The sequence below is a fragment of the uncultured Tateyamaria sp. genome (genome assembly GCF_947488715.1).
Classification (GTDB): Bacteria; Pseudomonadota; Alphaproteobacteria; order Rhodobacterales; family Rhodobacteraceae; genus Tateyamaria.
Genome location: NZ_CANLAG010000003.1, coordinates 477,459 through 496,417, shown reverse-complemented (window position 1 = coordinate 496,417; position 18,959 = coordinate 477,459). Strand labels below are relative to the sequence as shown.

Genomic DNA, 18,959 nt, shown 5'->3' with positions numbered 1-18,959 from the left:
GTGCGGATGGCTGTTATATGAAAAGGGTTCGCAGTGAAAGGAACGCCTTGTGTCTGACCGCCATATCTTTCGCCTGACCGGCCCCGATACCCGCAGCTTTTTGCAGGGTCTGGTGACCAATGACGTCAACGGCGTCGACGAAGGGCTGGTCTATGCCGCGCTTTTGACGCCGCAGGGCAAGTACCTGGCCGACTTCTTCCTGTTCGCGCAGGACGGTGCTGTGCATCTGGACGCGCACGCATCACAGGCGGACGCGCTGCGCCAGCGATTGACCATGTACAAACTGCGTGCGGATGTTGCGATAGAGGACGCGGACCTGCATCTGCACCGTGGGCTGGACAGCACACCGTCTGACGGCATGAACGACCCGCGCCACGGTGCGCTGGGATGGCGTGCCTACCGTGCGACGCCGCAAACGGATGACACGACCGACTGGACGGCGCTGCGTGTGGCGCACAGGGTGCCTGAGACGGGGATTGAGCTGCACCCCGACACTTATATCCTTGAGGCCGGGTTCGAGGCGCTGCACGGCGTCGATTTCCGCAAAGGGTGTTACGTGGGCCAAGAGGTCACCGCACGGATGAAGCACAAGACCAGGTTGCGCAAAGGCTTGGCGACGGTTGAGGTGCACGGCGATGCGGCCACGGGCAGCGATATCACCGCTGACGGCAAACCGGTCGGCACCTTGCACAGCCGCGCAGGGAACCGGGCGATTGCCTATCTGCGCTATGACCGCGCCGACGGCCCCATGCAGGCCGACAGCGCCGATGTGCGGCGGGTCACAGCAGAGACATAACGTGCCTTAGGCGCGTTCGGAATATTCCATGGTCTCGGTGTTCACGATGATGTCTTCGTCCTGCCCGACAAAGGGCGGCACCATCACCTTTATCCCATTGTCCAGCACCGCAGGCTTGAACGAGTTGGCAGCCGTCTGACCTTTGACCACCGGTTCGGTTTCAACGATCTTGCAGGTCACTTTCTGAGGCAACGTGGCGTTGAGTGCCTCGGCGTCATAAAATTCGACCACGATCGTCATACCGTCCTGCAGGAACGGGCGGCGGTCGCCCAGAATTTCCGCAGGCAGTTCGATCTGTTCGTAGGTGTCGGTGTCCATAAACACCAGCATACCGTCGTTCTCATAGAGGAACTGCTGGTCTTTCTGCTCGAGGCGCACACGCTCGACCTTGTCGGCGCTGCGGAACCGTTCGTTCAGCTTGGAACCGTTGCGCAGGTTGCGCATTTCGACCTGTGCAAAGGCGCCCCCCTTGCCCGGTTTGACGTGGTCCACTTTGACCGCAGCCCAAAGGCCGTCGTTATGCTCCAGCACGTTTCCGGGGCGTATCTCGTTTCCGTTGATTTTAGGCATGTGTCAAAACCATGGCAAAAGGTTGATGAAAAGTTGATGCCTCCTATATCTCGGTGATGAACAGGCGGCAAGACAACCAGATACTGTGCTGCAGCCGCAGCGAGCCATGCGCAGAATGCAAGGGTGCCATGCAAAAATGGGGTATTCGAATCGAAGCGGATAGGCCATAACCAACGTCACGCCGAAAAGACAAGAGCAAGAATAAAGGAAGGACGACGAATGAAAGATTTCGTTGACGGCACAGCCTTTAATAACGAACAAGGCAACCGTGCACGTAAACTGTTTGCAGCCGTTGTGTTGGCTGCGCTGGATGATGCCATCGCTGACGATAAGAAGTATGGCAATGGACCGGAGCAAATCGCCCGCTGGGCACGTTCGCGCGATGGCCGCGAAGTGTTGAGCTGTGCGGGTATCGACCCCAATGAGCGGGTTGTCGAAGGTCTGATGGAATTTGTCGGCAAAGGTGTCCGGACATCTGTCGCGCTGAGCCGCGAAGAATCCGAGCGTCGCAACGCCGCGCAACAGGCCGAAGCCGCCTGATCACGATCAAGAGACTGCTGCTAAAGAATACGCGCCCTCTGCTGGGCGCGTTTTTTTTTTGTGGGTCAGCTGTTGGCGAAAAAGAACAGCCACTGCCGGACGATCCAGATCTCGGCAGCCATCAAGACCAGCGTGAGCGGAACAGCCCAGATCGGCACCCGCCGCACCAACAGCACAACGCCGCAACCCAGGGCCATCACCAACTCGATCGGCGCGACCCAGTTGGCGCCCTGTGCGCTGTCCCAATAGCTGACCGGGCTTTCAAACACCCAGTTGGACATCGGCCAGAAATGCGGGCGCCCATCATCGTGGTGCAGTGGAAAATCCAGACACAGATGCAGCAACGCCGCCCCCGTGAGCGCCACGGCCCAGGGTCGACGCCACCAAATCGCGACCAGACACAGAATGCCCCACAGGATGAACGAATTGTCGATGGCAAACACCGTTTGCCACGCGTCCGAAAAGTACAGTTCGTTGAAAACCCGCTGCGGTGAGATGCCCAAGATCAGCAGAGACGTGCCCGCCATCACATAAAGTGACAGATCAGGCAGAACTGCGCCGAAAAACGCAGCAAGCAGGATTTTGGTCTGTGCCGGGCGGCCAAAAACCGCCGCCCCCATCAGCAAATGCGCTGGCGTGTTCATGCCCGATCAGATGTCGCACCCGGCAATACGGCCGTCACTCCAGCTCTTGCGCGGCAAGTGCGCGATGTATCTCGCGCCGGACCAATTTGCGCACGTTGCGCGTGATCCGCTCGCCCAGAGCGCCCTGAAGCTCTTCACGGACGATGTCGCTCACGAGATCGCGCAGTGCTTCCTCGTCCAGGACATCTTCGTCAGTGGAAAAGATCTGTGCTGCTGTTTCGGCGGTGTCGTCTTCGTCCTCAGGCGGGCGGGTCTCTGCGTAGGCGGCATAGGTCGGCGGCGTCTCTTCCGCGTCTTCCCACGCCATTGCAGGGGGTTCGGTGCCCGCATAGGCATCCGCACCGGCATCATCAGGTTCGAACTGGTCGTCCCGGCCACCGATCAAAGTTTCCAGCGCTGCGATCTTGTCGCTGAGCGTCGGCGATGGCACGTCCACAGGGTCATCGCCATCCGATGCGTCATCTGTGGTTTCTGCCGTATCCGTCTCCTCGACAGCATCATGTTCGTCGGCTTGTTCCTGAAACGGTGCCTCTGCTTCGGCTTCGCGATCAGACGTATCTTCTTCCTCGATGCCCTGAGCGAACGCCTCGTCAATAGACATCTGGGACAGGTCCACAGTTTCGGGCGTGTCGTCCTGTTCCACGACATCGAATACCTGCACGTCATCGAGATCCGATACTTCCGCCGTCTCCGGCGTTTCCTCAACGACATCCATGTCAGAGACCTCTACGGCCTCTGTCTCTACGTCGTGGTCCGTATCCTGTGCGGCGTGATCATCTTGATCCGTATCAACGGCCTCGGCCTCGTGTTCCGCCTCAAAGGGCTCGGCCTCAGGCTCCATCTCAGGTTCAGGCGCGGGCACATCATCCATCACACGCAGTGACGGCGTCAGCACCAAACGGTCTGTCGCGGGGGCCGCTTCGGCCTCTGTTTCCGGGCGTTTGTCGTCGGACACCAAACGGCGGATTGACGCCAAAACGTCCTCCACCTCGGTGTTGGTCATCGGATCAGACATTTTTTGTACCACTCTCAACCTCAGCACACAGTCTACCCTGCGTGTGAGAGTCGCACAATACTGTGCTGAAAACCTTAATCGATTTGCAGGGCGCGGATGACCTTGTCCAACTGCTTGCCCTGCTTGGACCGTTTCGCGGGGCCGTCCTTGACCAGGTTATAGTAGGCTGCGGGGTCGTAGATCTGCACAGGCAGCTTGAGCCGTTCGGCGGTCAACAACCCCTGCGCTTCGAGCACGGAATAGGCCGCAATATATTGATCGGCCTGCGCAGAAATCCGGTTGGTTTCCGCATCCAGCAGGTCCTGTTCGGCGTCCAGCACGTCCAATGTGGTCCGTGCGCCCAGTGTCGCCTCTTCGCGGACACCTTGGAAAGCAACGCGCGCGGCACGAATCTGACGCTCGGAGGCAACAAGGCTCGCACGGGCCGCGATGAGATTCGAAATGGCGTCGACCACGTCTTGTTGCACATCGTGGCGGACGTTGTGCAGGTTGCCACGTGACGCATCGCGCACGGCAAGCGCCCGACGCTCGCGGGCTGACAGTTCACCACCACGGTAGATTGGGCCGCTGACGCTGACCCCCACGCTGCCAATCTCAGAACTGGTTTGGCTGTTGAACGTCTCGCTCACCGACAACGAACCCTCGAGTGAAACAGTCGGCAACATGTCGGCACCGGCTGCTGTGACCAGCAATTCGTTTGCACTGATTTGGTGGCGCGCCTGATCCATTTCGGGGTGGTTTCGGACGGCCACGGCCTGTGCGTTTGGCACATCTGTCGTGCTTTGTGGCAAACGCGGCAAGCCGGACAGGCGGCCCGGCTGGCGCCCTGTGACGCTGGCGTATTCCGCCTGCGCCTGCGCCAGATCACGTTGGGATGCGGCCAGGTTGCTGCGCGCCTGCGCAACTGCGGCTTCGGCCAGTGCCACATCGGTGCGCGTCACCTCGCCCACTTCAAACCGGTCCCGCGCCGCGCGCAGTTCTTCTTGCAAAAGGCGCAGGTTGTTCTGGCGCAGGGCCACGAACTCTTGTTGCCGTCCCACGTTGAAAAACGCGGCCGCCGCACGCAGCAATACGTTTTGCTCAATGCCCAGCAAACCGGCGCGGGTTGCCAGAACGGTTTCCTTGTTCGCTTCGATACGGGCCGCGTCCGCACCACCGTCAAACAATTGGAGCGTGGCGCTCAGACCGATGGTTGCGCTGGTTGCACCGGCGTCATTGGAAAAGCCACCCGTCGAAGCTGAAGACGCGTTCCCGAATTGACGGCTGATTTCAGCAGACCATCCAACAATCGGCCGCAAGGTCGAAAGAGCAATGGCCACGTCTTCGTCCGCGGCGCGCAGCAGGGCGCGGTTTTGATCCAGCAAGCCGCTGTGCGTGTAAGCCCCGACCATTGCATCCGCGAGTGTATCGGCCTGCGCCGCAGGTGCGCCAAGCGCCGCAATCACGCCCGCGATCCCAGCCGCGCGCCGCCATGTCAGGTTGATCCCAGTCTTTTTCATTTGCTCTACCCCCACATTGGCGCCCTGGCCTGTCGCGCCTGTTTGTCGTCTCTAGAGTTGGAACGCGTCGTGTCTTTCAAACCCTTGCAGCACCGGCGCGCCAGCGTTGAAAGACCGGCGCCACGTCAAACGCCCATCCAGTTTGTACCCGATCCGCACTTCGCCCAATGCGCCATCCATAAAGACACAGGCAATGCGGCCTCCGTCCTTGAGCTGTGCCAACAGGGCGTCCGGCACGTGGGCCACGCCCCCTTGCACGATCACCACATCATAGGGTCCGTGCTCCGCCGCGCCTTCGTGCAATGCACCGGCTTGGGTGATTACGTTGTCGATGCCCGCACTCATCAGAGCGTCCTGCGCCTCGCCAACCATGGCCTCATCGCTTTCCAGTGCGACAACCGCCTCGGCCATGTGCGCAATCACTGCCGCCGAATATCCATAAGCCACGCCGACATCGAGAACCAGCTCGTCCTGCGCGACGTCCAGCGCATCCAGCATCTTGGCCAAGGTGCGCGGATCCAGCAGGACACGGCCTGCGCCCAGATCCAGGTTTTCCCCCATATAGGCCGCTTCGCGTTGCCCGCTGGGCACAAAGTCCTCACGCTGCACAGTCAGCATGGCGTCGATGATAGGAAATTTGGTGACATCCGAAGGTCGCACTTGCGTATCAACCATCATAGTACGTCGGGCGGCGAAGTCTGTCATTGCAGCTAAACTCGTTCGTTCAGAATCCTGTTTACAGATGTGCCACATCACACACGGCGGAGCAACGCGCTTGACGTCGCACACAGGGATATTGGGTCAAGGCAGCGTTTGTGTCCATCTGCGCGACGTCGTTTGTGAGGCCTGTGACGGAGGCAAGCCGCCTAGCACGCGTCGTTTGACCCGAGAACTGGTACAAGAATATGTGCCATTTCCGCGAATAACTGCTGGACACGCTTTGCCGCAAAAACTAGTAGATCACTGTCTTGGACCGTAGGATCGCCTGACACGCAAGGCCTGGAAAAGTACCCTGTGCGCTTTTTGGATTGTTTGTTGGGCAAGTGACGGGCGAGGCACACCACGGATGGCGAGTTGGCGGAGTGGTGACGCAGCGGATTGCAAATCCGTGTACACCGGTTCGATTCCGGTACTCGCCTCCATTTTTGTCACGACATCATTACAATTGAGCGCCGAGGGACTTCCGCGCGCCTGCCGACCCATTGTCTGTCGTCGGGCCCCGTAGCAAACTAAACAACCAAACTCGAAACGGCGTAAGATAACCGCAGCAGACAGATCACTCGGCGTCAAGTCTTCGGATACTTTCACCTCTACTTTCACTGCGGCACTAAAAAGGCCGTGCGTGTGCGGTGTTGGTTTGCTCACAAACGGCAGAAGCGCAATGGTCGAAGGCACAACTGCAAATTTTTTGATGCTTGCAATTTGCACCAGTTCCGTTTTTCGTGACGTTAGGTGCTTCAATCATTTCAGAGTTGAAAATTGGCGCTGCACAGGAAGAAGTAACTGCTTCAGTTCGTATCCCCAACATTCTTAAAGTGCCTGACTGGATATCGAACGCAAAGACACAAATAAACTCAGTGGCGCTGCCGCCGATATGCGGGTCGTAGTAAAATCCGAAGAAACTGCGGGCGGAACCAAGTCAGAAACAGTGTTGCTGGCATTCATCAAGAGACGCTAATAAAAGGCACCTTCAACTACCATCTCTGGTGCGCCTAACAACCTATATGACTTTCTCTGAGTTTTGGCGCGATGCTGTGACGACCAAATTGAAAGTGAACGATGAAAAATCTTCTATTTGCTGGTGCCGTGATCGGATCCCCCGCTTTTGCCGACGATCCAATATTTTCAATGCGTTGCCTGGACGGACTGCGCACCATCAACAGTGATTTTGAAGCTTTTGAGGCGTACACTACCTACCGCAGCGGCGCGCGGGAACCATTGGAACAGCTTTTTTCCATTACAGGACAAGAGCATGGTCAGACTTTTGCATCCGATTGGCTGCTGCTCGAAGTGGAGCGGCTTTGTGCATCCCAACCTGGATTAACCATTCACGAAATTGCCGTAGAGGCAATCCGGCGGCAATTTAACTAGATTTGTACCACATCAGTTTCGCTGTTACTTTCCTCATCTCGGCCAGAAGTATTGTGCCAACCCTGCTGGTACATTTCACGCAAAAACGACCATATTGGAATGCAGCATAGTACCACTCCAACAAATGCGCGTTGATAGGATATACAGACGGTCGGTTTTCTACACCTGAATGCCATACACTAACGCACGTGTTACCCAACATTGAATAGAAAACAAACGACGCGCCCTACCCGACGCGTGCAGCTTCGCGTTCTTCGCTCACCAAGTCTGCTGGTTCCGGGTCAAAGTCCTGCACAGCAAAACGCAACACGTGCACATAGAGATGATCCGTCTCTTCCGTCTCAACCTGACCGTCCAACTGCCGACAAAAGGCAAGCATCAGCTTTGCGCCCAACCCAGTGCTCTCGATCCCACTTGGGCTGGCCACCAACGGTGTTCCGAGCGTGTTGGCGATTTCCAACGCAACCTCACCGGGGACGTCCGTGCGCATGGTGACGGTTATGCTGGCGGTGCCGTCGGGTGGTCGCCCCACGTATTTGACCGCATTGGTCAGCGCCTCGGTCACCCACATGGACAACGGCACAGCTTGGTCCGGGTACAACAAAGCCGAACTGAGGTCCGTCTCAATGGCAAGCGCCTGATCCGGCAAAATGGCTGACGTGTCCGACACAACCGCCGAAACAAGATCGCGCGCGTCCACCTGGCTTGTCTCAGGCTGGGTGTAGAGCGAGCGGTGCAACATCGCGAGACCACGCACACGCCGTTGCAAACTCGCCAGAACATCGCGCACGTCATCAGTACGCGCCGCCCGCGCCTGAAGGTTCATGATCGACGCGATCATCTGGAGGTTGTTCTTGACCCTGTGGTGCACCTCGCGCAGCAGCACTTCCTTGTCGTGCAGGTCGGTCAAACGCGCCGCTTCGGCTTCGGTGATCAACAACGCCATCCGATTGAACGCACGTTCCGCATCCTTGAACTCATTCGGCGCATTGTTCAGGCTCAGGCCTTCGGAATTGCGTTCCCCCAACGCAAATTGGCGCATCGCAGAGCGTAAATCAGCCAAATGGCGCAACACCATCCGGTCCAGCCCAAAGGACGCGACGGACATGCTGGCCACCCACATCAGCACCGCAAACAGCACAGGCGTCAGGGCCTGTTTCCACTGTTCGTTCCCGAACACCACGGACCGGGGCCAACTGCCGACAATGAAGAAACTGTCAGCCACCGTCTCGGTTACTGAAAACGCGCGCCTTTCTCCGGCGCGGTCGGTTGCAAAGAAAATGCGCCCCGCCTTGTCGCGCAGATCCGAGGGCGACATGTCGCGTGGCAGGTACTGCGCGACATCTGTTGCCCCTTTTGACAATGAAAACACAGCGCCGGATGTCGCGACGCCAAACAGGGCGACATCTTCGCTTTCCTCAAATGGAGCCGCCGACGTCACGGCCGTCCGGGGCAATGACAGCGACACGAAACCCAGCATTTCACCCGCATCGCGTACTGGCACATTGACGATCACAACGGATTGCCCGCTGACCGTCCCATCGGCGTTCACTTCGACAAATGTGTCGGATCGATCGACGGCGGCCTGCCAGGATGGAAACTCCGAAAAGTCCATGACCAGATCGTCAGAGCTGCTGCATTCGAGGACGCCGTCAATTCCAATGAAACCAGCAAAGGCATAATTCGGGTTGCTGCTTAGCAATTGGGACATGGCGGCCCGGCACGTGTCCAGATCCACAACCGGTACAATCGCGGCCAGCCCCTCTCCGGCGCCGACCGCCTGTTTGATCTTGGCGCTCTGATCGACGGCAGCTACGTTAGTCGCGTCAATCAGCGACTGCTGTATCCGGTCGCGGTTGATGTCAGCGGACCGAACCGCCTGCCCCATAGCGATGACACCCAGCGGCAGCAACGCCAAGAGGGTCAGCAAAACCAGCCTGACGCGCAGCTTGCCGAAAAACGGCAACATCACGCGATGCTCTGGTTCATCGCAACGATGCCCTGTGTCACGGCTGCGGTCACTTCCATCGGTTCATCGTCAGAGACGCCCATCAGTTCAACCAACTTGGCGCGACCACGGTTGACACGGCTCTTGATTGTGCCAACGGCAACACCGCAGGTCTGCGCAGCTTCTTCGTATGAAAAGCCGCCTGCCCCCACCAGAACCAAAGCCTCGCGCTGATCTTCGGGCAACTCTTCGAACGCAGCGGCAAAGTCGCGCATTTGCAGACGGCCATCATGGTCCGGCTTTTGCGCCAGCTTTTCGGACAACGCGCCCTCGACGTCCTCCACTTCGCGCCGGCGCTTACGGTGATGCGAATAATAGGTGTTCCGCAGGATTGTGAACAACCAGGCCCGCATGTTTGTGCCCGCCTGAAAGCTGTCGATATTGCTCCACGCTTTGACCAGCGCATCCTGCACCATGTCATCGGCCAAAGACGCATTGCGGGTCAGGCTGATGGCAAAGGCGCGCATCGGGCCAATATGGGTGACAAGCTCGTCACGAGGATCATTTGTCATGCTTGCCCTCCGAACCGGCACCATCCTGCGCGCGAAGTTGATCAAGAAGGTCCGTAAAGCGTGACGGCAACGCCTGATTGGCCACGTCATCAAAGGCGCGTTTGATATTCTTGTCGATCTCATCGGCAACACTTGATGTCTTGCCCGCTCGGTTCATTTTCTGGGTCATAAGCACAAAAACCTGCAACTATTTGGGAACTAAATGCGCCGCAGCGGCATTTGTTCCATGAAAATTGCAAAAAAACGGGAGTGACATCAAATGTCGCAGTCTAGCACGCCGAGCCTGGCAGACAAAATTGGACCCAACCTGCCCTATCTGCGCAGATATGCGCGTGCGCTCACAGGCAGTCAGTCGCGCGGTGATGCCTATGCCGCGACAGCGCTTGAGGCGATCTTGTCGGATCCAGACCTGTTTTCCGATGACGTGGCGCCCAAAACCGCTCTGTTCGCCGTGTTTCACACCATCTGGGTGTCCAGTGGGGCGCAACTTGGCAGTGATGAGGACGGGCCAGCCGCCCGTGCACAACGCCACTTGGCGACCCTCACCGCCGGCACCCGTGAGGTGCTGTTGCTGCGCACGCTCGAGGAGTTCACACCAGAGCAATCGGCCTACATCATGCAGACGGATGCGGACGAAATCGGCGCGCTGCTCGACATTGCCTATAGCGAAATGGCCAAGTCGGTCAGTGGCAAGGTGATGATTATCGAGGACGAAGCGATCATTGCGGTCGATCTGGAAAACATCGCGGCGGATCTGGGCCACCAGATCACAGGCGTCGCACGCACCGAGACGCAGGCGATTGACCTTTTTGCACGCGAGCGCCCGGACCTCATCCTGTCGGATATCCAATTGGCGGACGGCTCCAGCGGGATCGACGCGGTCAACCGGATCACGGCAGATGCAGGCGATATTCCTGTGATTTTCATCACGGCCTACCCGGAACGCCTGCTGACCGGCGAGGGTCCTGAGCCCGCCTTCCTGATCTCCAAACCCTACACCGAGGAACAGGTGCGATCCGCCATCAGCCAGGCCATGTTCTTTGCGTCCTCTGCTATCCTCAAAGCATAAAAAAAGTCCCCCGCGGCGGATGCCGCGGGGGCCACTCTTCACCCACTCACTTGTTAACCCTTAGCTAGACTTGGCCAGCGCCCGCAGCATCCACGCGGCTTTCTCGTGGAACGCGCTGCGCTCCGTTGCCATGTCTTCGGTCACCGGGTCCTTGCGACCTTCCACCATCTCGATCAGCGCGTGCAGCCGGTGCGCCAGCCGTTCGTGGTCAGCGGCCAGATCCAAAACCATGTCTTCAGTGCTCGACGGCCCGTGTCGGTCGTCAATGCGCGACCGCCCCACGATGTCGGCCATCGACGTTGGTGCCAGGTGACCCAGCGCGCGGATACGCTCTGCCAGATCGTCGGCGGCGCCGAACATGTTGCCGTAGTGCTCTTCCGTCAGGTTGTGGACCGAGTAGAACAGCGGCCCCTCGACGTTCCAGTGATAGGCGTGCGACTTGAACACCAAGCGGTATGTGTCTGCCAAAACGTCGGCGAGACCTTCGGCAATTGCGGCGGTGTCACGCACACCTGTGCTGACTTCATCTTCGGATGGGACGACGTTCAATGCGTTTGACATGATGCCTCTCCTTTTGTGTCTCTCGGTTGTAAATCTAACGCCAAGCCCCGCCGCTGGGTTCCACACGCTGTGCAACGTTTCGCGGCGAGAATGTACGTTTTGAATGAAATGGTACGCGGGCTGAGACTTGCTGTGTTCGACCCCAGTCCGCACCAACGGCGTAGTAGAACTCGTGGCAATTCAGGAAGGGAGGAATGATCAGATCATGCGCCCTGCGCGCATCAGGGACGGCCACGCAGCAACCGCACCACCAGCGTGATTGCAAACAGAATGATGAACAGCACAAACAGAATTTGTGCGACACCCGTGGACGCCGCTGCGATACCACCAAATCCAAAGACAGCGGCCACAAGAGCGATGATTAAGAAGATAACAGACCAGTAAAGCATTGTGTTTCCTTTCGTCTCGGTTCGAAGGGTCAACGCCATCTGCCGTCATTTGGTTCCCCAAAAAGGCAATGGAACAATTTCGCCGCACCACTCGTTTAACGTCCGAAGCAACCGCGAAAGGACTTACAATGTCGAACGCTCGAACCACATCCATTCTGCCGACACCCAACGGATCTGACACCAGCATCAGCGCGACCGCCGCCGAATGGGCGGACAGTGCGCGCGCCCAAGCCGACACCCTGCGCGAAACGGTTGGTGCCGTCGCTCATGACGGACGCGAAGCACTGCAAACAGCGGCGCATAGTGTTGAAAAGACGGCAAAAAGCGCCCAGGACAGTGCGCTTGCAACCGTGCGCCGCAATCCGGGCATGGCCGTCGCAGGGGCCGTGGGCCTTGGTGTGCTGGTGGGCTTTGCGCTGGCGCGGCGCGACTAAACGACCGCTAGACCCAAAGCGTGCAACGCTTCATCAAGGTCGCGCTCAACAAATGGCCGGGTCAGCATGATGACTTGGCCATCCACGAGCTTCGTCCGCGCGCCGTTCATCACAATGAGGCCAATGCCAAGCGAGATGCAGGTGCGGATAATGGCGGCTGCGTCCGGGTGCCCTTGTGGCAGCAAAACGATCACGAGGTGAATGGCGCCATCCGCACGTTCCAGAATGCGCTCTGCCTCATCAAACGCTTGTGCTATGACGGGTGTGCTCCAGCCGGACAGTGTCAGATACTCTTCGATATCCATGATTTCGACCGCATTGGTGCCAACCACCAACGCGGATTGTCGGCTTAGATCGCGAGGAGTCATTTTTCATTCCCATGGCCACAGACACCCCTCTTGCCACAGCCAGAAACGTCGCGAATTAAACTGTGACATAGAAGACGGAAAAAATGTCGACCAATTGTTCAAACTGTCCACTGCGCAAAATTGATGCGTTCCTTCCCATGTCCACCTCGGAAATTGCCTTTATGGAAAGGTTCAAAACCGGAGAGCTGGAGGCCCAACCCGGCACTGAGATCATGGCGCAGGGCCAATCCTCGACACATCTGTTCACATGCCTTCGAGGGATGGGGGTGCGTTACAAGACATTGCAAAGCGGGCGACGCCAGGTGATCGGTTTTGTCCTGCCCGGCGATTTCATCGGCTTGCAGGCCGGGGTGATGTCCGAAATGGGCCACTCGGTCGAGGCGTCGACGCGAATGCAGCTGTGTACGTTCAACCGATCGGAACTGTGGACGCTTTTCACAACCCATCCGGACCGCGCCTATGACCTCACGCGCATCGCAGCGGTCGAGGAACAATTTTTGGGCGAGGCGCTTGCCGTTGTCGGGCAACTTGACGCGCGCGCCAAAGTGGCTTGGGCGATGCACCGCTTTTTCACGCGGCTCAGCGACGTAAAGCTGGGTGCGGGCAACTCCGTCCCGCTGCCCTACCGCCAACAGGATCTCGCCGATGCGCTGGGTCTGTCGCTGGTCCATACCAACAAGACGCTGGCCAGCCTGCGCGAAGAGCAGGTCGTCACGTGGTCCCACGATCAGTTGACGGTCCACAACCTCGAACGGCTGGGCGAAATCGCACAAATCGAAGAAGACAGGTTTGCAACGCGCCCCTTGATCTAGACGAACAGCCTGTGACCAAGCCGGAGAAACGAGAAAGGCCCGCCACACTGGATGTGGCGGGCCTGTTTCCGCACCGAGGGAATGGCGCGTCGTGTGTACGGCGTTAGATGCTGGCGCGACCGCGGCCGCGCGGCCCGGCGATAAGCCATACGATAAAGCCAATCACTGGCAAGACCAGCACCAGCAAGACCCACAACACCTTGCTCCCGGTGCTGGCGCCCGAACTGACGATGGACACGATGGCCCAGATGACGAGGATGAGAAGGATAAAACCGCCAATGCCGGCAACTTCGATACCCATGATATTTCTCCTTTTGGTCGATTACGCAGCCTCGATCTCCGAGCTGCTTTTGAGGACGCAATCCCCGTCTTTCTGTTCGATCAGATAGGCGGGATTGTCGTCAGTGGCGTTTCGCGTGACCTCGGTGCCTTTGATCGTCTTGGTCACCGTGTCGGTGAATACCTGTTTGACCTGTCCAGATCCGGTGCCGTTGCCCCAGTTCCATGTGACCCGGTCGCCGATTGCGGCCATTGTGATGTCTCCGTTTGGTCTTCACGGGGTCAACGTCGCAGATGCGGATTTGTTCCCTTCATTCCCCACGGAACCTTGAAACACGCGGCTGCCCGCAACTGTCCACGCGCCCTGTGCGTCAGGCAAAATTTCCGTTGGAACCCATCCCGCGTCCCATGCGTTTCTGTCTGAATGGTGCAATCCGCACTGCAACCCGGAGACATATATGTCCGTCCACTCAGACCCATCAGACCTCATCGACCACGCCGACGAGGCAGATGCCGTCGACGAAGTGGCACCGCTGTCGCCCAAACTGATCTTTGAAGCCATCCGCCGCAATGGCGAAGAAGAGTTGGAACGTCCCAACCGGTCTCTTTGGTTTTCGGGCATCGCCGCAGGCATCCTGATATCGTTTTCCGTGCTGGGCGAGGCCCTCTTGCGCGCACGGCTTCCAGACGCGGAATGGCGTTATATCATTGAAAACATGGGGTATACGTTCGGCTTCTTGCTCGTCATCCTCGGGCGGATGCAGTTGTTTACCGAAAACACCATCACCACGGTCGCCCCTGTTCTGGTCCAACGATCGCGTGCCTGTCTGATCCGCACCGTCGAATTATGGACTATCGTGATCGCCGCCAACGTGATTGGCGCCTTTGTGGTCGCGACGTTCCTCGCCTATGCCCCTGTCCTCGCCGAAGACGTGGCTGATGCCTTTCAACAGCTCAGCGCACACGCCACAAGCATGGCACCGGGCGAAGGGTTCATGCGCGGGATTCCCGCCGGCGTCCTGATCGCCGCGCTGGTGTGGATGTTGCCCAGCGCCAAGGGCAGTGAGGTGGCGTTGATCTTTCTGTTCACCTGGCTGATTGCCTTGGGTGATTTCACGCACATCGTCGCCGGGTCCGTCGAAATGGCTTACCTGTTGGTGCAGGGTGACCTGGGTCTGGCATCAGCGCTGTTCGAATTTTTTATACCCGTTCTGGCCGGCAATGTGGTGGGCGGCACAGTCATCTTTACGGTCTTGGTCTGGGCCCAGATCATGCCCGAGGTCAAATCAAACGCATGACCCTCACACGGCAAATATCCCGCGATACACATCGGTGTCGCGGGATCTTTGCAATCTTGCGGTCAGTGATCGGGCGCGTCCTTGGCGAGCGTCGATTTCGGCGCGTCAGGGTCATCCATCCGCTGTTCGGTCGCGCGCTTGCTCATCCATGCCCATACGATCACCGCAAAGGCGGTCAGCATAAACAGAATTGGGATAATAGGGGCTTCCATGTCGCTCTCCTTTACTCGGTTGCTGCAATCGGTGCTTCGGTCAGGGCGGCGTCATCATCGGGTGCGAGTTGCGCACCAAAGACAAAAACAAGCGCGCCGACGAGGACAACCGCCATGCCGATCAACGAGGGGCGGTGATACCAGGCTTGGGCCTTAATGTTCGTGTCGGGTGCAGACATTGGGTCTCTCCTTTTCTGACGTTCACAGGCACAACCCAAACCACGGCACAATCGTTCCATTGTCGGCAAAACACCAAATAATTTTCGACCGACCGGGAACCTTTCACAGCGTCGCCCGTTTCATTCCCAAGCAGCACGCCGCTGCGCTAACACCATGATTAAAATGGAGGAAACACTATGAAACGCATTTTTGCGTCCGTCCTTGCCCTGACTGTTGCAACACCGCTGATCGCTGGTGACACAGCCAAAGCAACCAAGAACGAGACCGCGTATGGCGACAGCCCCATCGTGATGGACGAGAACTGGAAATCCGACGACTTGGCCACGTTCGACGCGCCTCAGATTGAACGCGACGGGTGGGTTATTGCACCGGCGACAGAGCTGACAACCGAAGAGTTGACGGGCATGCGCGTCTACGATGCAAACGATGAATGGATCGGCGAAATCGACAGCGTGATCGTCTCGACCGACGGCACCATCCAGGGCGCTGTTCTGGGCGTCGGCGGTTTCCTCGCCATCGGTGAAAAAGACGTGTTGGTCAGCTTTGACAGCCTCACGATCAAGCAAGAAGCCGAAGGCGACGATATGCGCGTCTACGCCGCGATGACCGAATCCCAGTTGGAAGCTTTGCCCGCATACGAGTCATAAGGCGAAACCAGGGGGCTTGGCCCGTCCGCCATGCCCCTGAGAGTGACCGGGATATCCCCATCCGGTCCAACGCAGGCGCGCTGCCACTGTCCTGGCAGCGCGCCTTTTTGTTGCCTGAGCGGCGTCAGCGGGCGGCAGAGCGCGCCGAACGAATGACGGCCAAGGGGCACACCCGCCCAATCTATTTTGGAACAAACAGCGGCATCGTTCGTTGACTATCCAACTGGGCGACACGGTCGCACCACCCATATGCAAGAGGATAGTTTCATGAGCCGTAGCGAACCGCACCTTCAGGTACAGGACGACATTGCGCATGCCGGACACCAGATTGCCGACGGTATCAAGGACACCGCATCCCGCACTGCAGACAGCGTAAAATCTGACGCCGCCGCGCATGTGTCCAAGGTCGCTGACGCCACTGAGGCTGCGCGCGATGCACTGCCCGAGAACCATATCGCCGACCCGATGTTGGATCACGCGATCAGCGCGCTTGGGCACGTTGCCGATCACCTCAAGTCATCAGATATCGAGGCGTTGGCCCGTCAGGCTGGCGACTTTACACGCCGCAACCCCGCGCTTGTTTTGGGCGGCGCGGCGCTCTTGGGCTTTGCCGCGGCCCGCTTTCTCAAGGCCGGTGCGCGGCCTGACGACGTGGCGGGCGCACATGATCCGTGGGCAAATCATCTGGAGCAGTCGTAATGCAACCCCACCCTTCGCCCCTTGCGCAAATCGAAAACGTGGCGGCGCATCTGCGCGGCCTTTTGATCAGCGAATGGCGTTTGGCCCGTGGCGAGATGGCGCAGAACCTGCGGGCGGCGCGCACCGGCTTGATCCTCGCCGCGATCGGCTTTGCCGCCACGTTCAGCGCACTCTTTGCTCTGACAGCGGCTCTGTTTCTCGGGCTCACGGCACTCGGTCTCGCCGCTTGGCTCGCCGCGCTCGCAACGGGCACAGGCCTGTTGATTGTATCGGCACTTGCCCTGTGGCTGGGTCTGAACCGCCTGTCCCCAAAGGCCATCGCACCCACACGCACGGCGGCACATGCCGCTGAAACCATACGCCTCGTCACGGAGAAAACTCATGTCTCGTAATTCAATGGACACCGCCCGCGCCGACGCTGACGGGCACCGCGAAGGTTTGACACTGGCGCTTAACGCCTTGTTGTCAAACCGCGCACCCGAAGCGGCCGGGCATGCTGCCACAACGCAACTGGCTGATCTCGCGCGCCTCGTAACCCGGCGCGCCCGCGCCAACCCGCTGAGCGTGGCCGTTGTCGGTGCTGGCATTGCGATGTTCGCCCTGCCGCAACGCCCCGCCCCCTCGCCAGAACCACAGCCGACATCGTCTGCACCGTTGAGCGGTGAGGCCAACAAACGCATCGCGCGTGCCGCCGCCCGGCACAAACAACAGGCTCGTGTTCAAGCGGACAATGTCGATGTTGGTCCAGGCCGCGCGCAGGCCCTGCGGATCAAGCTGGACGCCGGACTGGACCGCCTCAGCCCCGATGCGCGCGCCAAGGTGCGCACCGCGCGCCTGAACGCCATCGCGGCACAGGAAAAGCTTGAACGCCACAGCGCCAAACTGGCCGCCGCAGCTCAGAAAACGCACCAGGAACGGCCCATCGTCACCACCCTCGTGGCCGCCGGGATCGGCGCGTTGATCGGGGCCGCCCTGCCCGGCACACGCCGCGAGGCCGAAGTGCTGGGGGCAAAGCGTGACCAGCTGCTGCGCGACGCCGAAGCCGTTCTGCGCGACGAAATCGCGACCCTTGAGGCCCGCAGTAAATCGGCCATCGACAGCGGCATGGCCGCAGCCCGCGACGCGCTCGACAATCAGGGCAACGGGCGCGGCGCAACACATGGATGACCGAAGTCCCTTTGGTCGGGCAGACCTGCAAACGGTCTGCCTGATAGCAATCGCATCCATCGCCTGCATCGGCGCGCTCAAATTTGGCCAGGCCGTGTCGGCGCCCATCGTCTTGGGGCTGACCCTCGCCACTGTACTGACGCCCGCGATGCGCCTCATGGCACGGTTGAACCTGCCGCATGTCGTCGGCGCACTTGGCGCGCTTGTTTTTGCGGTTGTCGCACTGGCACTCATCGCCCTGTGGGCCGGACCGATTATCATGGAACTCGTCAACGTCCTGCCACGCGTCTCTGATCACCTGCGCACATGGATGTCTGACCTGACGCTTGCCCTGCGCGGCCTCGAAGCACTCGAAGGGCAGCTCGCCGAACGTGGCGAGGAGGCGATGGAAGAGGCAATGCCAACGGTCATCGATGCCCTCTGGCTCGCGCCGAACCTGATGGCACAGGCGCTGATCGCCCTTGGCACGCTGTTTTTCTGTCTGCTCACGCGCAGCGACATCTACGACTGGCTTGGCCCCAGAGCCAGACGCCGGCTGACCACCGCCGACCGCGCCGTGTCCCACTACTTTGTGACGATTGCCGCCGTGAACGCCACGCTTGGGATGGCCGTCGCCGCGGCCCTGACCGTGATGGGAGTGCCTGATCCAATGGTCTGGGGCGCCGCCGCCTTCCTGCTGAACTTTGTACTCTACCTGGGGCCCGCCATCATGGTTGTGTCCCTCTTGATCGCAGGCATGACGCATTTTTCCGGCGGTATGGTGCTGTTGCCCCCCGCCGTCTTCCTGGTCCTGAACCTGATCGAGGCGCAATTCGTCACCCCGACATTCGTCGGACGCCGCCTGTCGCTCAACCCTCTGGCCGTGTTCCTCGCCATCGTCTTTGGCCTGTGGCTCTGGGGCCCTGTTGGCGGTATCGTCGCACTGCCCATTCTGGTGTGGGCCTATGTCCTGATCACCGAGGAAAACGAAGCCCGCCGCGCACTGGAACGCCGCGCCGCCTAAATCCCTCCACTGTCCGTCTAACGCTCCTGCTCAAAACTGCATTTGCAGCTTGAGAAAGAAACCGAGTGCCGTTATCCAATTGCAACCGGTTGCAACACTTGCATGTAGCCGCTGAAAAGACACTCTGTGTCGGGACAAGGTACAGCAATGGACGCCGGCAACCGCC

27 protein-coding genes and 1 tRNA gene are annotated in these 18,959 nt (G+C 59.2%); 13 read left to right on the top strand and 15 right to left on the bottom strand.

Annotated elements, in window-relative coordinates:
* The first annotated feature begins 49 nt into the window (after window positions 1–49).
* The gene (locus tag Q0936_RS10320; protein WP_299297594.1) at window positions 50–796 is read left to right on the top strand and encodes a folate-binding protein; all 747 of its coding nucleotides are present in this window, start codon (window positions 50–52) and stop codon (window positions 794–796) included.
* Window positions 797–802: 6 nt separating this feature from the next.
* Here Q0936_RS10320 and efp read toward each other — a convergent pair whose 3' ends face one another.
* Complete coding sequence (gene efp, locus Q0936_RS10315; RefSeq protein ID WP_299297595.1) at window positions 803–1,366, bottom strand: elongation factor P; 564 nt, start codon at window positions 1,364–1,366, stop codon at window positions 803–805.
* Window positions 1,367–1,585: 219 nt separating this feature from the next.
* On the opposite strand from efp, the gene Q0936_RS10310 reads away from it, so the two are divergent.
* Window positions 1,586–1,906 (top strand): DUF6280 family protein, encoded by a 321-nt coding sequence (locus tag Q0936_RS10310; protein ID WP_039684470.1) that lies wholly within the window; start codon window positions 1,586–1,588, stop codon window positions 1,904–1,906.
* Between the two features lie 65 nt (window positions 1,907–1,971).
* Here the strand turns inward: Q0936_RS10310 and Q0936_RS10305 are convergent, their stop codons facing one another.
* The 4 genes from Q0936_RS10305 to Q0936_RS10290 form a co-directional block, all read right to left on the bottom strand.
* A complete protein-coding gene (locus Q0936_RS10305; RefSeq protein WP_299297596.1) occupies window positions 1,972–2,550 on the bottom strand; it encodes a cobalamin biosynthesis protein CobQ in 579 nt (192 codons plus the stop codon).
* Window positions 2,551–2,584: 34 nt separating this feature from the next.
* Window positions 2,585–3,565 carry a hypothetical protein gene (locus Q0936_RS10300; protein ID WP_299297597.1) on the bottom strand — a complete coding sequence of 327 codons (981 nt, stop codon included), beginning with the start codon at window positions 3,563–3,565 and terminating at the stop codon, window positions 2,585–2,587.
* A 74-nt stretch (window positions 3,566–3,639) separates the two neighbouring features.
* The gene (locus Q0936_RS10295) at window positions 3,640–5,064 is read right to left on the bottom strand and encodes a TolC family outer membrane protein (RefSeq protein ID WP_299297598.1); all 1,425 of its coding nucleotides are present in this window, start codon (window positions 5,062–5,064) and stop codon (window positions 3,640–3,642) included.
* Between the two features lie 51 nt (window positions 5,065–5,115).
* On the bottom strand, window positions 5,116–5,769 hold the full coding sequence (locus Q0936_RS10290) for a protein-L-isoaspartate O-methyltransferase (protein ID WP_299297599.1): 654 nt from the start codon (window positions 5,767–5,769) through the stop codon (window positions 5,116–5,118).
* A gap of 363 nt (window positions 5,770–6,132) precedes the next feature.
* On the opposite strand from Q0936_RS10290, the gene Q0936_RS10285 reads away from it, so the two are divergent.
* Both Q0936_RS10285 and Q0936_RS10280 read left to right on the top strand, forming a co-directional pair.
* Window positions 6,133–6,206, top strand: a tRNA-Cys gene (locus Q0936_RS10285).
* A 637-nt stretch (window positions 6,207–6,843) separates the two neighbouring features.
* On the top strand, window positions 6,844–7,155 hold the full coding sequence (locus Q0936_RS10280) for a hypothetical protein (RefSeq protein WP_299297600.1): 312 nt from the start codon (window positions 6,844–6,846) through the stop codon (window positions 7,153–7,155).
* A 226-nt stretch (window positions 7,156–7,381) separates the two neighbouring features.
* Here the strand turns inward: Q0936_RS10280 and Q0936_RS10275 are convergent, their stop codons facing one another.
* Genes Q0936_RS10275 through Q0936_RS10265 form a run of 3 tightly spaced genes read right to left on the bottom strand, consistent with a single transcriptional unit; the run spans window position 7,382 to window position 9,844 of the window.
* Window positions 7,382–9,124 (bottom strand): sensor histidine kinase, encoded by a 1,743-nt coding sequence (locus Q0936_RS10275; RefSeq protein ID WP_299297601.1) that lies wholly within the window; start codon window positions 9,122–9,124, stop codon window positions 7,382–7,384.
* Window positions 9,124–9,675, bottom strand: coding sequence for an RNA polymerase sigma factor (locus Q0936_RS10270; protein ID WP_299141265.1), 552 nt, complete (start codon window positions 9,673–9,675; stop codon window positions 9,124–9,126). The genes Q0936_RS10275 and Q0936_RS10270 overlap by 1 nt, the downstream gene beginning before the upstream one ends.
* Window positions 9,665–9,844: a NepR family anti-sigma factor gene (locus Q0936_RS10265; protein ID WP_299141267.1), complete on the bottom strand. Its 180-nt coding sequence runs from the start codon at window positions 9,842–9,844 to the stop codon at window positions 9,665–9,667. Before Q0936_RS10265 ends, Q0936_RS10270 begins: the two co-directional genes overlap by 11 nt.
* Before the next feature lie 90 nt (window positions 9,845–9,934).
* On the opposite strand from Q0936_RS10265, the gene Q0936_RS10260 reads away from it, so the two are divergent.
* Complete coding sequence (locus Q0936_RS10260) at window positions 9,935–10,744, top strand: response regulator (RefSeq protein WP_299141269.1); 810 nt, start codon at window positions 9,935–9,937, stop codon at window positions 10,742–10,744.
* Between the two features lie 60 nt (window positions 10,745–10,804).
* Here the strand turns inward: Q0936_RS10260 and Q0936_RS10255 are convergent, their stop codons facing one another.
* Together Q0936_RS10255 and Q0936_RS10250 are read right to left on the bottom strand one after the other, a co-directional pair.
* A complete protein-coding gene (locus Q0936_RS10255; RefSeq protein ID WP_299297602.1) occupies window positions 10,805–11,305 on the bottom strand; it encodes a DNA starvation/stationary phase protection protein in 501 nt (166 codons plus the stop codon).
* A gap of 221 nt (window positions 11,306–11,526) precedes the next feature.
* Window positions 11,527–11,694, bottom strand: a complete 168-nt coding sequence (locus tag Q0936_RS10250; RefSeq protein ID WP_299297603.1) for a DUF1328 domain-containing protein — start codon at window positions 11,692–11,694, stop codon at window positions 11,527–11,529.
* Window positions 11,695–11,822: 128 nt separating this feature from the next.
* On the opposite strand from Q0936_RS10250, the gene Q0936_RS10245 reads away from it, so the two are divergent.
* On the top strand, window positions 11,823–12,128 hold the full coding sequence (locus Q0936_RS10245; RefSeq protein WP_299297604.1) for a hypothetical protein: 306 nt from the start codon (window positions 11,823–11,825) through the stop codon (window positions 12,126–12,128).
* Here Q0936_RS10245 and Q0936_RS10240 read toward each other — a convergent pair.
* Window positions 12,125–12,496 carry a hypothetical protein gene (locus Q0936_RS10240; RefSeq protein WP_299297605.1) on the bottom strand — a complete coding sequence of 124 codons (372 nt, stop codon included), beginning with the start codon at window positions 12,494–12,496 and terminating at the stop codon, window positions 12,125–12,127. The two genes, Q0936_RS10245 and Q0936_RS10240, sit on opposite strands and share 4 nt — an antisense overlap.
* 83 nt (window positions 12,497–12,579) lie before the next feature.
* Here Q0936_RS10240 and Q0936_RS10235 point away from each other — a divergent pair, with 83 nt between their 5' ends.
* Window positions 12,580–13,308 carry a Crp/Fnr family transcriptional regulator gene (locus Q0936_RS10235; RefSeq protein ID WP_299297606.1) on the top strand — a complete coding sequence of 243 codons (729 nt, stop codon included), beginning with the start codon at window positions 12,580–12,582 and terminating at the stop codon, window positions 13,306–13,308.
* 103 nt (window positions 13,309–13,411) lie between these two features.
* Here Q0936_RS10235 and Q0936_RS10230 read toward each other — a convergent pair whose 3' ends face one another.
* Together Q0936_RS10230 and Q0936_RS10225 are read right to left on the bottom strand one after the other, a co-directional pair.
* Window positions 13,412–13,609, bottom strand: a complete 198-nt coding sequence (locus tag Q0936_RS10230) for a PLDc N-terminal domain-containing protein (protein ID WP_299297607.1) — start codon at window positions 13,607–13,609, stop codon at window positions 13,412–13,414.
* Window positions 13,610–13,630: 21 nt separating this feature from the next.
* Window positions 13,631–13,840 carry a DUF2945 domain-containing protein gene (locus Q0936_RS10225; RefSeq protein WP_299297608.1) on the bottom strand — a complete coding sequence of 70 codons (210 nt, stop codon included), beginning with the start codon at window positions 13,838–13,840 and terminating at the stop codon, window positions 13,631–13,633.
* A 205-nt stretch (window positions 13,841–14,045) separates the two neighbouring features.
* Here Q0936_RS10225 and Q0936_RS10220 point away from each other — a divergent pair, with 205 nt between their 5' ends.
* Window positions 14,046–14,885, top strand: coding sequence for a formate/nitrite transporter family protein (locus tag Q0936_RS10220; RefSeq protein ID WP_299297609.1), 840 nt, complete (start codon window positions 14,046–14,048; stop codon window positions 14,883–14,885).
* 62 nt (window positions 14,886–14,947) lie between these two features.
* Here the strand turns inward: Q0936_RS10220 and Q0936_RS10215 are convergent, their stop codons facing one another.
* A complete protein-coding gene (locus tag Q0936_RS10215) occupies window positions 14,948–15,097 on the bottom strand; it encodes a hypothetical protein (protein WP_299297610.1) in 150 nt (49 codons plus the stop codon).
* Window positions 15,098–15,108: 11 nt separating this feature from the next.
* Entirely contained in the window at window positions 15,109–15,276 is a 168-nt protein-coding gene (locus Q0936_RS10210) for a hypothetical protein (RefSeq protein ID WP_299297611.1), read from the bottom strand.
* Between the two features lie 177 nt (window positions 15,277–15,453).
* On the opposite strand from Q0936_RS10210, the gene Q0936_RS10205 reads away from it, so the two are divergent.
* The 5 genes from Q0936_RS10205 (at window position 15,454) to Q0936_RS10185 (ending at window position 18,793) form a co-directional block, all read left to right on the top strand.
* Window positions 15,454–15,924: a PRC-barrel domain-containing protein gene (locus Q0936_RS10205; protein ID WP_299297612.1), complete on the top strand. Its 471-nt coding sequence runs from the start codon at window positions 15,454–15,456 to the stop codon at window positions 15,922–15,924.
* 267 nt (window positions 15,925–16,191) lie between these two features.
* Complete coding sequence (locus Q0936_RS10200) at window positions 16,192–16,623, top strand: hypothetical protein (RefSeq protein WP_299297613.1); 432 nt, start codon at window positions 16,192–16,194, stop codon at window positions 16,621–16,623.
* Window positions 16,623–17,015: a phage holin family protein gene (locus Q0936_RS10195; RefSeq protein ID WP_299297614.1), complete on the top strand. Its 393-nt coding sequence runs from the start codon at window positions 16,623–16,625 to the stop codon at window positions 17,013–17,015. Before Q0936_RS10200 ends, Q0936_RS10195 begins: the two co-directional genes overlap by 1 nt.
* Window positions 17,005–17,790, top strand: a complete 786-nt coding sequence (locus Q0936_RS10190) for a hypothetical protein (RefSeq protein ID WP_299297615.1) — start codon at window positions 17,005–17,007, stop codon at window positions 17,788–17,790. The genes Q0936_RS10195 and Q0936_RS10190 overlap by 11 nt, the downstream gene beginning before the upstream one ends.
* The gene (locus Q0936_RS10185) at window positions 17,783–18,793 is read left to right on the top strand and encodes an AI-2E family transporter (RefSeq protein ID WP_299297616.1); all 1,011 of its coding nucleotides are present in this window, start codon (window positions 17,783–17,785) and stop codon (window positions 18,791–18,793) included. The genes Q0936_RS10190 and Q0936_RS10185 overlap by 8 nt, the downstream gene beginning before the upstream one ends.
* Window positions 18,794–18,959 lie beyond the last annotated feature (166 nt).

Excerpts from the sequence above, each read along its gene's own strand:
- efp (WP_299297595.1), bottom strand. The coding sequence starts at position 1,366 with ATGCCTAAAATCAACGGAAACGAGATACGCCCCGGAAACGTGCTGGAG.
- Q0936_RS10310 (WP_039684470.1), top strand. The coding sequence starts at position 1,586 with ATGAAAGATTTCGTTGACGGCACAGCCTTTAATAACGAACAAGGCAAC.
- Q0936_RS10305 (WP_299297596.1), bottom strand. The coding sequence starts at position 2,550 with ATGAACACGCCAGCGCATTTGCTGATGGGGGCGGCGGTTTTTGGCCGC.
- Q0936_RS10300 (WP_299297597.1), bottom strand. The coding sequence starts at position 3,565 with ATGTCTGATCCGATGACCAACACCGAGGTGGAGGACGTTTTGGCGTCA.
- Q0936_RS10295 (WP_299297598.1), bottom strand. The coding sequence starts at position 5,064 with ATGAAAAAGACTGGGATCAACCTGACATGGCGGCGCGCGGCTGGGATC.
- Q0936_RS10290 (WP_299297599.1), bottom strand. The coding sequence starts at position 5,769 with ATGACAGACTTCGCCGCCCGACGTACTATGATGGTTGATACGCAAGTG.
- Q0936_RS10280 (WP_299297600.1), top strand. The coding sequence starts at position 6,844 with ATGAAAAATCTTCTATTTGCTGGTGCCGTGATCGGATCCCCCGCTTTT.
- Q0936_RS10275 (WP_299297601.1), bottom strand. The coding sequence starts at position 9,124 with ATGTTGCCGTTTTTCGGCAAGCTGCGCGTCAGGCTGGTTTTGCTGACC.
- Q0936_RS10270 (WP_299141265.1), bottom strand. The coding sequence starts at position 9,675 with ATGACAAATGATCCTCGTGACGAGCTTGTCACCCATATTGGCCCGATG.
- Q0936_RS10265 (WP_299141267.1), bottom strand. The coding sequence starts at position 9,844 with ATGACCCAGAAAATGAACCGAGCGGGCAAGACATCAAGTGTTGCCGAT.
- Q0936_RS10260 (WP_299141269.1), top strand. The coding sequence starts at position 9,935 with ATGTCGCAGTCTAGCACGCCGAGCCTGGCAGACAAAATTGGACCCAAC.
- Q0936_RS10255 (WP_299297602.1), bottom strand. The coding sequence starts at position 11,305 with ATGTCAAACGCATTGAACGTCGTCCCATCCGAAGATGAAGTCAGCACA.
- Q0936_RS10250 (WP_299297603.1), bottom strand. The coding sequence starts at position 11,694 with ATGCTTTACTGGTCTGTTATCTTCTTAATCATCGCTCTTGTGGCCGCT.
- Q0936_RS10245 (WP_299297604.1), top strand. The coding sequence starts at position 11,823 with ATGTCGAACGCTCGAACCACATCCATTCTGCCGACACCCAACGGATCT.
- Q0936_RS10240 (WP_299297605.1), bottom strand. The coding sequence starts at position 12,496 with ATGACTCCTCGCGATCTAAGCCGACAATCCGCGTTGGTGGTTGGCACC.
- Q0936_RS10235 (WP_299297606.1), top strand. The coding sequence starts at position 12,580 with ATGTCGACCAATTGTTCAAACTGTCCACTGCGCAAAATTGATGCGTTC.
- Q0936_RS10230 (WP_299297607.1), bottom strand. The coding sequence starts at position 13,609 with ATGGGTATCGAAGTTGCCGGCATTGGCGGTTTTATCCTTCTCATCCTC.
- Q0936_RS10225 (WP_299297608.1), bottom strand. The coding sequence starts at position 13,840 with ATGGCCGCAATCGGCGACCGGGTCACATGGAACTGGGGCAACGGCACC.
- Q0936_RS10220 (WP_299297609.1), top strand. The coding sequence starts at position 14,046 with ATGTCCGTCCACTCAGACCCATCAGACCTCATCGACCACGCCGACGAG.
- Q0936_RS10215 (WP_299297610.1), bottom strand. The coding sequence starts at position 15,097 with ATGGAAGCCCCTATTATCCCAATTCTGTTTATGCTGACCGCCTTTGCG.
- Q0936_RS10210 (WP_299297611.1), bottom strand. The coding sequence starts at position 15,276 with ATGTCTGCACCCGACACGAACATTAAGGCCCAAGCCTGGTATCACCGC.
- Q0936_RS10205 (WP_299297612.1), top strand. The coding sequence starts at position 15,454 with ATGAAACGCATTTTTGCGTCCGTCCTTGCCCTGACTGTTGCAACACCG.
- Q0936_RS10200 (WP_299297613.1), top strand. The coding sequence starts at position 16,192 with ATGAGCCGTAGCGAACCGCACCTTCAGGTACAGGACGACATTGCGCAT.
- Q0936_RS10195 (WP_299297614.1), top strand. The coding sequence starts at position 16,623 with ATGCAACCCCACCCTTCGCCCCTTGCGCAAATCGAAAACGTGGCGGCG.
- Q0936_RS10190 (WP_299297615.1), top strand. The coding sequence starts at position 17,005 with ATGTCTCGTAATTCAATGGACACCGCCCGCGCCGACGCTGACGGGCAC.
- Q0936_RS10185 (WP_299297616.1), top strand. The coding sequence starts at position 17,783 with ATGGATGACCGAAGTCCCTTTGGTCGGGCAGACCTGCAAACGGTCTGC.